The 13,543-nt window shown below is 47.0% G+C and carries 12 protein-coding genes; 7 read left to right on the forward strand and 5 right to left on the reverse strand.

What is annotated here, in order from left to right; genetic code table 11:
• The first annotated feature begins 26 nt into the window (after window positions 1-26).
• On the forward strand, window positions 27-2,810 hold the full coding sequence (gene prsT, locus ACXACM_RS07415) for an XrtA/PEP-CTERM system TPR-repeat protein PrsT (RefSeq protein WP_474820799.1): 2,784 nt from the start codon (window positions 27-29) through the stop codon (window positions 2,808-2,810).
• A gap of 81 nt (window positions 2,811-2,891) precedes the next feature.
• Here prsT and ACXACM_RS07420 read toward each other — a convergent pair whose 3' ends face one another.
• The gene (locus ACXACM_RS07420; RefSeq protein ID WP_474820800.1) at window positions 2,892-3,698 is read right to left on the reverse strand and encodes an ion transporter; all 807 of its coding nucleotides are present in this window, start codon (window positions 3,696-3,698) and stop codon (window positions 2,892-2,894) included.
• A gap of 113 nt (window positions 3,699-3,811) precedes the next feature.
• On the opposite strand from ACXACM_RS07420, the gene ACXACM_RS07425 reads away from it, so the two are divergent.
• Complete coding sequence (locus tag ACXACM_RS07425; protein ID WP_474820802.1) at window positions 3,812-3,985, forward strand: hypothetical protein; 174 nt, start codon at window positions 3,812-3,814, stop codon at window positions 3,983-3,985.
• A 58-nt stretch (window positions 3,986-4,043) separates the two neighbouring features.
• Here the strand turns inward: ACXACM_RS07425 and tolC are convergent, their stop codons facing one another.
• Complete coding sequence (gene tolC / locus ACXACM_RS07430) at window positions 4,044-5,420, reverse strand: outer membrane channel protein TolC (RefSeq protein ID WP_474820804.1); 1,377 nt, start codon at window positions 5,418-5,420, stop codon at window positions 4,044-4,046.
• Between the two features lie 248 nt (window positions 5,421-5,668).
• Here tolC and nudF point away from each other — a divergent pair, with 248 nt between their 5' ends.
• The 4 genes from nudF to ACXACM_RS07450 are packed head-to-tail and all read left to right on the forward strand — an operon-like array spanning window position 5,669 to window position 8,042.
• Window positions 5,669-6,295, forward strand: a complete 627-nt coding sequence (gene nudF, locus ACXACM_RS07435) for an ADP-ribose diphosphatase (RefSeq protein WP_474820806.1) — start codon at window positions 5,669-5,671, stop codon at window positions 6,293-6,295.
• A gap of 38 nt (window positions 6,296-6,333) precedes the next feature.
• The gene (locus ACXACM_RS07440; RefSeq protein ID WP_474824263.1) at window positions 6,334-6,729 is read left to right on the forward strand and encodes a DUF1249 domain-containing protein; all 396 of its coding nucleotides are present in this window, start codon (window positions 6,334-6,336) and stop codon (window positions 6,727-6,729) included.
• Window positions 6,729-7,466: a metallophosphoesterase family protein gene (locus ACXACM_RS07445; protein WP_474820807.1), complete on the forward strand. Its 738-nt coding sequence runs from the start codon at window positions 6,729-6,731 to the stop codon at window positions 7,464-7,466. Before ACXACM_RS07440 ends, ACXACM_RS07445 begins: the two co-directional genes overlap by 1 nt.
• Entirely contained in the window at window positions 7,467-8,042 is a 576-nt protein-coding gene (locus tag ACXACM_RS07450) for a YqiA/YcfP family alpha/beta fold hydrolase (protein ID WP_474820808.1), read from the forward strand.
• A gap of 50 nt (window positions 8,043-8,092) precedes the next feature.
• Here the strand turns inward: ACXACM_RS07450 and ACXACM_RS07455 are convergent, their stop codons facing one another.
• Complete coding sequence (locus tag ACXACM_RS07455; protein ID WP_474820810.1) at window positions 8,093-10,246, reverse strand: cytochrome c3 family protein; 2,154 nt, start codon at window positions 10,244-10,246, stop codon at window positions 8,093-8,095.
• A gap of 217 nt (window positions 10,247-10,463) precedes the next feature.
• On the opposite strand from ACXACM_RS07455, the gene parE reads away from it, so the two are divergent.
• Window positions 10,464-12,356: a DNA topoisomerase IV subunit B gene (parE, locus tag ACXACM_RS07460; RefSeq protein WP_474820811.1), complete on the forward strand. Its 1,893-nt coding sequence runs from the start codon at window positions 10,464-10,466 to the stop codon at window positions 12,354-12,356.
• A gap of 5 nt (window positions 12,357-12,361) precedes the next feature.
• Here parE and ACXACM_RS07465 read toward each other — a convergent pair whose 3' ends face one another.
• Window positions 12,362-12,814, reverse strand: a complete 453-nt coding sequence (locus ACXACM_RS07465) for a GNAT family N-acetyltransferase (RefSeq protein WP_474820812.1) — start codon at window positions 12,812-12,814, stop codon at window positions 12,362-12,364.
• A 46-nt stretch (window positions 12,815-12,860) separates the two neighbouring features.
• Complete coding sequence (locus ACXACM_RS07470) at window positions 12,861-13,535, reverse strand: nitroreductase family protein (protein WP_474820814.1); 675 nt, start codon at window positions 13,533-13,535, stop codon at window positions 12,861-12,863.
• Between the last annotated feature and the right edge of the window lie 8 nt (window positions 13,536-13,543).

Consider the following 13,543-nt stretch of genomic DNA (forward strand, 5'->3'; position numbering starts at 1 on the left):
TTAGCCAGTAAAAAAGGGTAAAAAGGATGAAGAACAACAGAGCAGGAAAGAAATTATTGGTATCTCTGGCCGTTTCAGTATGCCTGAGCATGAGCTTAAGTGGCTGTGGAAAGAAAAGCACCGAAGAACACATGGATGCGGCCCGACAGTTTGTAGCGGCTAACGATCGTGACGCAGCTATCATCGAATATAAGAATGCGGTTAAAAGTAACCCTAAAGCACCGTTGCCTCGCTTTGAACTGGGCAAACTCTATTTGCAAATGGGCGATTATGAAGGCGCTGAGAAAGAGCTGAATCGCGCAATGGATCTCGGGCACTCTGCGTCTGAAGTCATTCCCCTTCTTTCTGTTGCCTATCAAAAAACAGGAGCAGAGAACGCCCTGGCCGATGTAGATTATCGGATGGAAGGCATGAATGCCGTGGAATCGGCAGAGGTGGGCTTCTACAAAATGCAGGCGCTGGCCCAGCTGGGCAAAAACGACGATGCATTGGCTTTGATTGATGATCTTGAACAGCTGGATACCAGTTCGGTTTACCGCGGGCTTGCGCTGGCCTATCGCGATATCATCAACAACGACACAGACGCTGCTATCGCGTCGTTGAAAACCTTGCGCCAACAAGCGCCACAGAATAAAGATGTGCTCCAGCAATTAGGCAAGCTTGCTATTGCAGCAGGAGATAAAGAAACCGCTGAGGATGCATTTGAAGATTATGTCGATGCTGACCCTAACGATCTCACCAGTAAGTTTGTGTACATCACGCTATTAATTGAACAGGGAAAAACGGAACAGGCCGCACCTATGGTGGATGAGCTGCTTACCCTCAACCCTGTCCATCCTTTGCTTAATCAATACAAAGGCATCATCAAAGCCAACAGTGGCGATTATGAGCAGGCCATAGCCCACTTTAAAACCGCTATTCAGGGCGGACAGGACAACCCGGCTGTCAAGTTAGTGGCAGGGTATGCTGCTTATCAAATGCAGGATTTTGTACTGGCGAACAAATATCTGGCAGAGGTTGCGCCTTCACTACCCCCGGAGCACCCGGCACTGCGTTTATATGCTGATAGCCTGTTGCAGTTGGGTGAAGGTGAAAGCGCCTCTCAGGTTCTAAGTAGAGTAGATGCTAAGAACGAGGGCGATGCCACTTTATTCTCTAAAGCAGGTTACCAATTGTTGCAACAAGGCAATGTGGTTGACGCCAAAGCTATGATTGAGAAATCAAGCGGGATGTCGCAAACCGCGGAAGATCTTGCCCGTTTGGGTGTGTTGCAGTTATCAGTGAACGATATTGAAGGCTTGGTAAACCTTGAGGCTGCAGCAGCGCAAGCGCCAGAGTCCATCGTTACCCAGCGCACTCTTATCACTGCCTACATGGGCACCGGAAAATTTGAAGAGGCCACTGCTGCTGCACAGGAGTGGGCTGATAAAGAACCTGATAATCACGTTCCGCACTTGTTCCTGGCGGAAATTGCTTTCAAAAAAGGCGATAAAGCTCTGGCGATGGAAGAGATAGACAAAGCGGAAGCATTGCAACCTGAAAAAGCTGACATTGATGTTGTGCGGGCAAGGTTACTGGTTACCGAGAGCGATTTTGAGGGCGCAGTTGAGATGCTCAACCGCGCTTTGACCACTTCGCCGGGAGATGAGGCAGCGTTAACACTGCTTTACACTATCGCTTCACAAAATGAAGCTGCGGACGCAGAGCAAGTAGCACAGCAAATTGTCACACAGCTTAAACAGCAGCCAGACAATCTTGGATTGCGCATTTTGGCTGCAAGAGTAACGTTCACTAAGGGAGACTATCAGGAAACCCTTAACTTACTTGAGCCCGTTGAAGAAACGTCCAAAACCCCTAAAGTGTACTGGAACCTGAAGGGGCAGACGCTCATGCGAATGAATGATCTGTTAGGTGCAATAGGGCACTACGAGCAGTGGCTGTCATTGTATCCGCAGGACAAAACCGGCGTGCTTGGTATGTTGTTATTGTTGGACGCGGAACAAAAGTACGGTGATGCATTAACTCTCACCAACACGTTTTTGAGCAAAAGGCCTGATTCACAAATACGTTTGCTGAAAGCCCACTTTCTGGCGCTTAGCAGACAAGGTAAGGCGGCAAAAGCGATCATGGATGATATGCCCGACAGCGTGAAGGTTTTACCATTGGTACGTAGTATCAACGCGAGGATAGCACTGCTTGAAGGTAAGGGCATAGCAGCGCTTGATGATGCCACTGCGGCATATGAGGCAACGCCGAATGCGCAAAATGCTATTTTGGTTGTGGCGGTTTATGAAAGTGCAGGGCAGTCAGATAAAGCGCAGGCTTTTATAGAGCAACACCTTGAGCAAAAGCCCGATGATTTGCGGGTGGCAATGATGTATGCCCAGCGTTTTATCGATAAAGACAACGCCAAAGCAAAATCGGTTTACAACAACATTCTTGAGCAATCACCAAATAATTTCGTGGTATTGAATAATCTGGCGTATTTGTACTATCAGGATGGAGAGCTGGATAAAGCGGCGCCACTGGCGAAACGGGCGGTAGGCTTACAGCCACGCAATGCGGACTCCGTGGACACGCTGGCGCAAATTACCATTCAGCAAGACAAGTACGAAGAGGCGCTGTCTATGTACAATGCCGTGATTGATGGCGACAGTCGTGTGTCTGATATTGTCTATTTAAACTACGTTCAGTTGCTACTGGACATGGGAAGAAAAGAAGTAGCTCGTCAAAAAATGCGGGGAAAAGACTTTATGACTGACGAAGGTAAAAAACGGGCAGAGAGAATGCGCGTTCGCTACAGTCTGTAACGCTTATTTGCAAAGCTAAAAAAGCCCGCGTCATGCGGGCTTTTTCATTCATAGCGTTTAAGCAGCGCGCATAGGCATAGTTTAGTTATGTCCCTTGGAATCTATCTGCGCCTTTAGGCTTTTGAGTTCGTCCATGACATCTTGTAGTGTGGGTTCGTTGTTCTCAGCGGCAGCTTCTCTTCTTGCTGCAGCATTTTCCTGCTCCATTACGCCCACCACAATACCTATCACCATGTTGAGAAATGCAAATGCGGTGAAGAAGATAAAGGTGAGGTAGTAAAGCCAGCTAAAGGGGTAGACGGCCATCGTTTCGTACATCACGTCAGTCCAGTCTTCGAAGGTCATGACGCGAAACAGTGTCAGCATTGAAATGGTAATGTCTCCCCAAAGCTCCCCGTTAATATCTTCAAATAACGTACTGCCAATAGCGGCATAGATATAAAAGATAATAAACATGAGCAACATGACATAGCCCAGCTGCGGAAGTGCTTTAACCAATGAAACCAGAAGAATGCGCAGCTCGGGAATTATCGAAATCATCCTCAGTACCCGGAATACCCGAACCAATCGGCCAATAACGGCGAGATCTGTGCTTTCAGCAGGTATAAGGCTAATTACTACAATAAGTGTGTCAAACCAATTCCAGAAGCTTTTAAAGAAATGCGCCTTTTGTTTTTCTCCCAAAAAGCGAATAGTAATTTCGGTGAGAAAAAACGCACTGATAAACCAATCCAGGATCAGGGTCACTGAAGCAAAACCCCTTGGCATATCATAAGTTTTTGCTCCAACGAGGAGGGCGGAAATAACAATAACCGAAATAACGAATATTTCGAAAGTTTTATTAGATCGGATGCGTTCAAAACGCGTTTGAAGTTCAGAAGCTTTCATGGTTTCGGTGTGTATGCTACTTAAGTATAAATTTTAAGAACCAAATCTGTTGTAATTACGTTTTAAACTTATCTAAAATGCAAAAGACAGTTGCATGATAAAGGTCACGTATAATGGATGACGAATTACTTCGCTTGCAAGGAAAATTGCTTGATGCAAGCGAAAAACTGGAAAACTTTGTGCCTACCAACTACCACGCTACCTTATTAGAGGGCGATTTGCGTGAGTTGCTGGGCATGCTGAACGCAATGCAGTCTCGCCGCTCTGCCGGTGGCGTTGAGGAATAGACAAAAAAGCCGCACAGAAAAAACAAACTGTGCGGCTTTTTAACTAAGGCCTTGGGCCTTAGCTATCCATTTCTGCGGGGCGAAGCCCTTTGTTTATCATTTCTAAGTCTTGTGCGGTTAAGTTACCTGCAGCCTGCTTAAGATTAACCACTGCCTGAATGAAGTCATAGCGGGCACTTGCCAGGTTTCTGCGTGCATCGAATAAGTTCTGTGTACTGTTCAACACGTCAACAATGGTTCTTGTACCCACATCAAAACCTGCTTCTGTTGCTTCAAGTGCGCTTTGTGCCGACACTACGGCCTGTTCTAAAGCGCGTATGGTCGACATGGAGGCTTTTACATCGTTAAACGAGCTGCGCACTGACTGTACGGTCTGACGATAAGACAACTCTAAATCCTGACTTGCAGAAATGTAGTTGTGCTTGGCCTGCTCGGTTTGTCCGCTTACCCTCAAACCCTGGAAAATTGGAACGGTAAGTGTAATTCCAGCACTGTAGCTATCGAGATACGGCGTCGTGTTATCAATAACAGTGTCGCCTGCAGTCGTGGTACTTTCAGTTTTAGATTTGCCAGCAGAGCCAACCAAATCAAGTGTCGGGTAATGACCTGCCCGTGCCGCCTGTATATCTTCTTTAGCAATATCCATCGCCAGGCGATTTACCAGTAATGACAGGTTCTTCTCTTCAGCCGTCTCCAGCCAGGCTTCAGGCGTCGTTGGCTGGGGCATAGTGGCAGAGAAGTTTTCTGTGTTCAGAACGTAGAGTCTGTCGTGATATTTACCAGAAATTACGCGAAGCGCTTCTAACGCTAGTTCTACTGCGTTTTCTGCCTGAATTTCCTGGGCTACAGTGCTGTCATAGTTAGCCTGTGCCTCGTGCACGTCGGTAATGGCGGTTAAACCAACTTCAAAGCGCTGTTTGGTTTGTTCCAGCTGACGTTCAATAGCACTTTTCTGCGCTTTAACAAACTCGAGGCTGTCTTTGGCTCTTAGCACGTCAAAATAGGCGGTAGTAACACGAACTATCAGTTCTTGCATGGCAGCAGCAAGGTTAGCATCACTTTGCTCAGCCACTTTCTCTGCTCTGTCTAAACCAACCCAGTTTGCGTGGTCATACAACGACATAGATAAATCAATACCATAGCTTGTGGTATCTCTGTCAGAGTCGATAGTGATGATGCCTTCACCTAAAAACTGAGCATTCTCCGATGATGAGGTAGAGTAACCGATTGAGCCTGAAATTTGTGGTAGCAAAGATGCCCGGCTAATTTTAATACCGGAAAAGGCTGCGTCTTTTTGAGCTTTTGCTCGGTTAACCACAGGATCGTTGGCTAGGGCTTGCTGATAAACTTGCAGTAGATCATCCGCAAATGCTGACGTCGGTACACCGACTGTGACACCCAATCCAACCATCAATGATAAGAGTGTTCGTTTCATTAAATGTGCCTTCCTGTAAAATTTGACGGTCCACTGGACTCATAAGCCAATAAGTGTATGAAACCTCGTCGCAAACCGATAGTCTGTTGTGGTAACAGGGCGTGTTTAACTGTAACAGAATATGTTACAAAGTGGGTTTACACTTTGATTCCAGTGAACACTTTTTTCCTGACCACATCATGGTGGCTATTGAGCCAATTTCAAGTTGATGCATATAATAGGCGTTTTACATGCGCGGGTGAATGTAAATGAGCAAAGAAAACGAGACGTTTACCTCAAAAGACATAGAAATTGAGGCTGTTACTCCTTTATACGACGGTTTTTTCAAAATGGTGCGTTATGACTTTCGTCACCGTCTTTTTGCCGGTGGGTGGAGTGACACAGTAAAAAGAGAAATATTTGAACGGGGTCATGCGGTGGCAGTTTTACCTTACGACCCCGAGCTTGAAGAATTTGTTCTTATTGAGCAGGTGCGCATTGGCGCTATGGCTACCTGTGAAAGTCCCTGGCTCATTGAGGTAATTGCTGGCGTAATTGACGAGGGCGAAACGCAAATGTCCGTGTGTATTCGCGAAGCACAGGAAGAAGCTGGTATACAACTTGAGAAAGTCACCAAGGCCTTGAGTTATCTTGCAAGTCCCGGAGGCACAACTGAGCGTATTCACATTTTTATGGCGCAAGCAGATGCAACAAAAGCTAGCGGTATACACGGGCTCGACTATGAAGCAGAAGACATAAAAGTGCATAGGGTGAAAGAAAAAGATGCCCTTGAATGGCTCGAAAGTGGCCGCATTGATAATGCTGCGGCAATAATTGCGCTACAATGGTTCTTCATGCACAAAGAAAAACTGTTAAACCAGTGGAGTGAGTCTTGAGTCAGACAACCGGAAAGTACGTACCACACCTGCCAAGTATGCAAGCGCTCTGTGAGTTAAATTACAGTCGCTTTCTTCGCATGCTGCCAGATTGTGATACTACCTCGCTGACTTACCGGTTTTCTGTGGCAGATCAATTTACCTATAGTGTAACTATTGATGAAGCCGCGCGATATACCACCACACTTACCGTTGAACAGGATAACGCTGGCACGCCTGCCTACTTAAAGCCGTCCATGTCCGTGCGCTTGTATCACGACGCCAGAATGGCTGAAGTGATAACCAGCCAGAATACGGGGGCGTTTAAGCCCTCTTACGATTATCCCAATAACAAAATGCGCCAGCGCAATGAAAAATTGATGATTAATATTTTTCTAGCTGAGTGGTTACAGTTCTGTCTGAAGAATAAACCTACTGTAACGGCCCCTGTGTAATGCGCCTGGCCCAACTGTCAGATTGTCATTTACTGGCTGACAAACAAGCGAGTTTATATCAGGTCAACCCCTATCAAAGTTTGGTAAAAGTGCTTCGGCTCGTGGCAGTACAGCAGCCAGATGCTGTGTTAATTACTGGTGATATCAGTGGAGATAACTCTCCAGAGAGCTATTCCCATTTTCTAAAGGCTATGGCGGAATACCTTCCTGGCTTACCCTGGAAAGTCATTGCCGGAAACCATGACAATAACAGTTGTTTTTCCGACTATCTGGGCGAAGCCGAGCTTCGTGCAAATGCTCCCTGGGCGCTGCAAAATTGGCTCGTTCACGGTTTGGACACCCGTTTTGAAGGCGCCAAAGGGCAAATACGTGAGGCTGAATTGCGCGCAATTGAGAAAAGTATCCATGTTTCGCCAAAAAGTGTGAAACACATACTCGTCTTACACCACCACTTGGTGCCAACCCAAAGTTGGATGGATAAGCACGCACTTGAAAACGGTGAAATACTTTTGAATTGGCTTGATAAAATGCCCGACGTGTTGCTCGTATTACATGGCCATATTCATGCCGAGCGCAGCTCTCGCTCCACTTATGCAACTGTACTTAGTACGCCGTCCACCTGCTGGCAATGGCAATTAAGCCCGGAGTTTGCTGTGGAGCAACAGCCGCCAGGATACCGGGAATTTCATTTGGGCCAGTATGGTGAGTGGTCATCAATAGTTAGGAGAGTGCCCTGAATGCACGTGTTGTACCTACATGGTTTTTTAAGTTCACCGCTTTCAGTGAAGGCGCAGCAAACCAAAGCCTGGTGTGAAGCACACCGGCCGGATATTCAGTTACATACCCCACAATTATCAAATTTCCCGTCTCGTGTTGGTCGTCAACTGGAGGCATATATTGCTGAAAATCCAATGCTAACAGAGCAGGGCTTACGGGCCATTGGCAGCTCCATGGGGGGCTTTTTGTCGACCTGGCTGGTAGAAAAATTCGGCGGTAAGGCCGTGTTGGTTAACCCGGCAGTCAGGCCATATGAATTGTTGGTTAAATACATTGGTGAACATACCAACCCTTACACCAATGAGCCTTTTTCCATTGTGCCCGATGATATGGCAGTGCTGCGCGCTATGGATACGCCTGTGCTAAATCAAGCTGAACGGTACAAAGTGTTATTGCAAACCGGTGATGAGACTCTCGATTACCGCCAGGCCGAAGCGAAGTACGAAGGCAGTGATCTGATTGTCGAGCAGGGTGGCGATCACAGCTTTGTGAACTTCGAGTCACATTTGCCCGCCATATTTCAGTTTCTCGACTAGCGAAATCAATGAATGATAACGGGCATTCGTTAGCTTGTAAGCGATTGTCATTACTGCCGGTAACGCATAAAGTAACGCAGCGACGCCTCATCACTGTTGCTTTGCGCTAAACTCATCCCTAGCTGCACCAATGATGGGTCGACTTGCTTCGCTACCGCTCGCTTAAGGATAGCTATGGCTTCCTTGGTTTTTCCAATACTGTCTAAACCCAGTGCATAGATGTACCAGTTTCTCGGGTTGTCCGGGCCAAGGCGTGCAGCTTGTTTAAAGTAAGTAACGGCCTTGATTTTCTCTTTTTTTCGTACCAAATGCATGCCCATGGTGTAGTGTAAAATATCGCTGGTGGGTATTGCTGCAATGGCAGAGGTGAGTAGCGACTTTTCTTTATCTGTTTCCCCTCGTGCACGATAAAGCTCGGCCAGATTGACGTAATTCGCTTCAAAGTATGGGTCGACTGAAATTCCCTTTTTCAGGCGCTGTTCTGCAGTGGTAATGTCACCTGTAGCAAATGCAGCCAGGCTTTGGTTCAGGTTGCCTTCACCACGCCAGCTATTGATGTCGTTTGCAGCAAACAGCTCTTTCAAAGCCTGATGGTAAGCAGTAGTTTTAAGGCCACTTCCAATAAGTTGATTGACCGTTGCAACACGTACTGCACGGTATTTATCTGATAATAAACGCACCAATGATTTTTGTTTTTCTGCATCTGGCAATAATACCGCAGCTTGGGCTGCAGCTAAGCGAAGCAACGGTGCATCATCGTAGATAAACGCAGCTAAATCCCGGTTACTTAATGTTTCTGCGTAGCGTGGCAGCATGGCAAGAAGAGTAGCGCGCTTGATGACGGGCAATGATTCATCGCTGGCCAGGTTTAAGATCGCGTTTTTATCCGTAATACGACCGTGCATGACGGCAACATACTGGGCTTCCGCGGATGTAAACTGCGTACTGTTTTTAAACCATGTCGTGATATGACTTTGTGACCAGTCATTAGATTGTTCAGCATGGCAATTTAAACAAGCGTTAGGCGCACCGGTTGTGGCTGAGACCGCGGGGTTCGGTATACTGAAACTGTGATCCCGTCGGGCGTCCACGGTCATATACGTGGTTTGCGGCATATGGCAATTCACACATTCACTGCCAGCACTATCAAGGGGGTGATGTGTATGTGTTTCCTGTTGGTACGCTTCAGCGGAATGGCATTGGAGGCACAGGCCGTTACCTTCCACTTTTACTTTCATAGTGTGTGGGTTGTGACAATCAATGCAATTCACCCCGGCTTCAAACATCTTGCTTTGCTGGAAAGAGCCATACACGTAAACTTCTTCTTTGATATGACCATTGGCGTGATATAAAGGCGGCGTGAGAAGAGAAGGCGTAAACTGGTCGAGATAGGGTTGCGATGGGTCGATGCCGTCAGTCAATGGTGAGCGCAACGAGTGGCAACCATAACACGTATCCATAAATTGATTATTTCTGGGTTCACCTTCCCAATGCGCTATTTTCTCGCCAGGACTGAGCAACCATTGACCCAACGCCTTCTGTTCTTTTGATGATAACGCAAGTTGTCCGCCCTGAGGTTTAGATGAAGGGTTTTCTGCATGCTCATTCATATCACCGTGGCATGACGCACAAGATACATTGATGTCGTCATAAGTTGTATTAAATGTTTCTGTATCGATATTAAATTGTCGTTTAAGGCCCGAAGAGTGGCAATCGGCACACATACCGTTCCAATTCTGCATGGGCTGTAACCAGTGAAGACGGTCGTTGCTGGCGATATCTTCATCGGGATAATTAGGGAACCAGCGTTGCCCGCCTTCTGTGGCGGGGCGACTATCCCAGGCGAAGGGAAAAACCTGATATTTACCGTCATTCGTTGCAATGAGGTATTGCTGCAACGGGTAATGACCAAAGGTGTACCTCACGTCGTATTCGGTTGTTTTATCACCTTCGGTAAATGAAATGCGAAATCTATCGCCTTCCATGAAAAATGTGGCTTGCTGAGAAAAATGAGAGGCACTGGTTTGATTAAAATCTCCCACAACAGTGTCGGCTGAAGGGAGTAACATTGCTTTACCGTGGTCAGACATAGCCCAGTCAGCGACGACTTCCCCGTGACAATTAACGCATTGGTCAGGTTCTGCTGCGATGACAATGCCAGCAAAAAAATAAAATAAAAAAGCGGCGATGAGTAACCGTAACAACCTTGTAGTTCTCTATATAGTGATCTGTTAACAAGTTATCACATCAATAGTTTAAATAATAATGGTGGGAGGTGTATGTGAGCGATTTGCAATAAATAGGGTGACAACAGCAATAACAAAAGTGTTTCAATTGCCGCCTTCACTAAGGCCTGCTAACATCATCAAAACGTGACACGCCCGTGTCTATAATAATTAGCGTCTTAAAATAAGCAGCATTATGTCGAATCAATACAATTCCGAAGCAATTGAAGTTCTCAATGGTTTAGAACCGGTAAAACGCCGCCCTGGCATGTATACCGATACCATGCGTCCGAACCACCTGGGACAGGAAGTCATCGATAACAGTGTGGATGAAGCGCTTGCGGGCCATGCCAGTAACATAAAAGTGATTTTGCATGAAGACCAATCATTAGAAGTCATTGATGACGGACGAGGTATGCCGGTGGATATTCACCCGGAAGAAAAGATTTCCGGTGTGGAATTGATCATGACAAAACTGCACGCAGGCGGGAAGTTTTCTAATAAAAACTATGCGTTCTCGGGCGGTTTACACGGCGTCGGTATTTCAGTGGTCAACGCCTTGTCGACAAAGGTGGAAGTTGTCATTCGACGAGACAGTAACGTTTATCAGATTGACTTTGCCAATGGCGATAAGCTGGAAGAGTTACGAGTCATTGATACTTGCGGTAGACGTAACACCGGCACACGTGTTCGCTTTTGGCCAGATCCTCAATACTTCGATTCAGCGAAGTTTTCAGTTTCCCGTTTAGCACATAATTTGCGGGCAAAAGCAGTACTCTGCCCGGGGTTGCGCATTCGCTTTGACAATAAAATCAGCGGTGAAACTACCGAGTGGTATTTCGAAGATGGTCTGAGGGATTATCTCTATCAGGCGGTAAAAGAGTTTGAAACGCTGCCTTCAGACACACCGTTTGTAGGTACGTTTTCCGGCAATGCCGAAGCAGCAGATTGGGCGGTAATGTGGCTACCTGAAGGGGGCGAATTAGTAACAGAGAGTTACGTGAACCTGATCCCCACGGCACAGGGAGGCACCCATGTAAACGGGCTGCGTCAGGGGTTATTGGAATCCATGCGGGAGTTTTGTGAGTTTCGAAACCTTATGCCTCGCGGTGTAAAGTTAACACCCGATGATATTTGGGATCGCTGTGCATATATTTTGTCCACCAAAATGCAAGATCCACAATTTGCCGGGCAAACAAAAGAGCGTTTATCAAGCCGTCAGGCATCGGCTTTCGTTTCCGGTGTAGTGAAAGATGCGTTCAGCTTATGGCTAAACCAACATACTGACATCGCTGAAGCACTGGCAGAAATGTGTATTAGCAACGCACAGCGCCGGCTGCGACAAAACAAAAAGGTGGCACGTAAAAAGGTCACACAAGGTCCGGCACTGCCGGGCAAACTTACCGATTGCTCTTCTCAGGATATCAATCATTCCGAACTGTTTCTGGTGGAAGGTGATTCTGCGGGTGGCTCAGCGAAGCAAGCCCGTGACAGAGAATTTCAGGCAATTATGCCGTTGCGTGGGAAAATTCTGAATAGCTGGGAAGTTGACTCATCCCAGGTATTAGCATCCCAGGAAATTCATGACATCTCAGTGGCGCTGGGTATAGATCCGGACTCATCAGACTTATCAGGGTTGCGTTACGGTAAAATTTGCATTCTGGCAGATGCAGACTCTGACGGTCTGCACATCGCCACTTTGTTGTGTGCCTTATTCGTGAGGCATTTCCGCGCCTTGGTGGATGCCGGACATGTCTATGTCGCAATGCCGCCATTGTTTCGTATCGACGTGGGCAAAGAAGTGTTTTACGCACTGGATGAAAGTGAAAAACAAGGCATTCTCGACCGCATTGAGGCTGAGAAAAAACGCGGTAAAGTCAACGTTCAACGATTCAAAGGTCTTGGTGAAATGAACCCTATTCAATTGCGGGAAACCACCATGGATCCGAACACGCGCAGATTGGTTCAACTGACTATTGACGACGATACCTCTATGTTGGAAACCATGGATATGCTGCTGGCGAAAAAGCGTTCTGGTGACAGAAAAATCTGGCTGGAAAGCAAGGGTGACATGGCAGAGGTAGTGTAGGATTCCTAAACCTGCCGCTTCATGTCAATGTGCGGGATACCGTCATCGAGGTACATGGTGGAGGTGGCCTTAAAGCCGAATTTTTCATAAAAGTGGGCAAGGTGTTCCTGGGCCCCAATTTCAATCGCGGCATTTGGCCAAATGACAGTGCACTGGTTAATTGCTTCTTCCACAAGTTGATAGCCCAGCTTGTTTCCCCGGTGTTTTTCAGTGGTAAGCACTCTGCCAATGCTGGCCGAGGGATAGCTTATTCCAGGCGGAAGTAACCTGGCATAAACCGCAATGTCGTCATTGTGGTAACCAATAAGGTGACGGGTTTCAGGGTGCAGGTCCTTATCGTCTAATTCGGGATAGGGACAGTTTTGCTCTACTACAAATACGTTCACCCTTGCTTTCAATAGGGCGTAAAGCTGATGAGTTGAGAGTTCATCGAAGCTAACGCATTGCCACTTAAGCATAATTTCATCCTCGTTCTTATTGTCGTGAAAACTGCGCGTAGTTTCTTTAGAGAAAGCTGGCGATCTCGTCAAGGCTCTTTTTCTGTCTTGCGTGGGCAGGCACTGTCGCATCGGCAGCCGGATAACCTGCAACAATTAGCATGTATGCACGCTCGTTGTCAGGGCGCTGACACACTTCAGTCAGGAAGTTCATCGGCTTAGGGGTGTGGGTGAGTGTGGCTAATCCCGCATTGTGTAGAGCAGTGATAAGCATTCCTACAGCAATACCCACAGATTCATGCACATAATAATTCTGACGTTTCTCACCTGCCTCCGCTTCACCTGATTTTTGGCTGAAAACGGCAATTAACCATGGTGCCAGTTCAAGGTATGGTTTATTCGCGTCAGTGCCCAAAGGCTTCAAATCATCCAACCATTGTTGACCGGCTCGCCCATCGTAGAAGCTTCGCTCATGAGCTTCTGCTTGCTGTCGGATTTTCTGCTTCATCGCAGCAGAGTGAATGGCGGCAAAATGCCAGGGCTGATGATTCGCGCCGCTTGGTGCTGTACCCGCCGTCAGAATACAGTTTTCGATAACCGCTCGGTCTACCGGTCGGTCGCTAAACTGGCGAATACTATGACGTCGCCGCATCGTTGATAAAAAGTCCGCACTGCGGGATAACATATCCTGTTCGGGAAACGCGATGAAATCGTCCAGAGGGGAATGGTCGTGAGGTTGCATTATTATTC

This window comes from Alteromonas sp. AWQ4_252 (assembly GCF_056158205.1).

Bases quoted from the DNA above. Each gene is read 5' to 3' on its own strand.
- parE (WP_474820811.1), top strand. From the start codon at position 10,464: ATGTCGAATCAATACAATTCCGAAGCAATTGAAGTTCTCAATGGTTTA.
- ACXACM_RS07465 (WP_474820812.1), bottom strand. From the start codon at position 12,814: ATGCTTAAGTGGCAATGCGTTAGCTTCGATGAACTCTCAACTCATCAG.
- ACXACM_RS07450 (WP_474820808.1), top strand. From the start codon at position 7,467: ATGCACGTGTTGTACCTACATGGTTTTTTAAGTTCACCGCTTTCAGTG.
- nudF (WP_474820806.1), top strand. From the start codon at position 5,669: ATGAGCAAAGAAAACGAGACGTTTACCTCAAAAGACATAGAAATTGAG.
- tolC (WP_474820804.1), bottom strand. From the start codon at position 5,420: ATGAAACGAACACTCTTATCATTGATGGTTGGATTGGGTGTCACAGTC.
- prsT (WP_474820799.1), top strand. From the start codon at position 27: ATGAAGAACAACAGAGCAGGAAAGAAATTATTGGTATCTCTGGCCGTT.
- ACXACM_RS07440 (WP_474824263.1), top strand. From the start codon at position 6,334: ATGCAAGCGCTCTGTGAGTTAAATTACAGTCGCTTTCTTCGCATGCTG.
- ACXACM_RS07470 (WP_474820814.1), bottom strand. From the start codon at position 13,535: ATGCAACCTCACGACCATTCCCCTCTGGACGATTTCATCGCGTTTCCC.
- ACXACM_RS07425 (WP_474820802.1), top strand. From the start codon at position 3,812: ATGGATGACGAATTACTTCGCTTGCAAGGAAAATTGCTTGATGCAAGC.
- ACXACM_RS07445 (WP_474820807.1), top strand. From the start codon at position 6,729: ATGCGCCTGGCCCAACTGTCAGATTGTCATTTACTGGCTGACAAACAA.
- ACXACM_RS07420 (WP_474820800.1), bottom strand. From the start codon at position 3,698: ATGAAAGCTTCTGAACTTCAAACGCGTTTTGAACGCATCCGATCTAAT.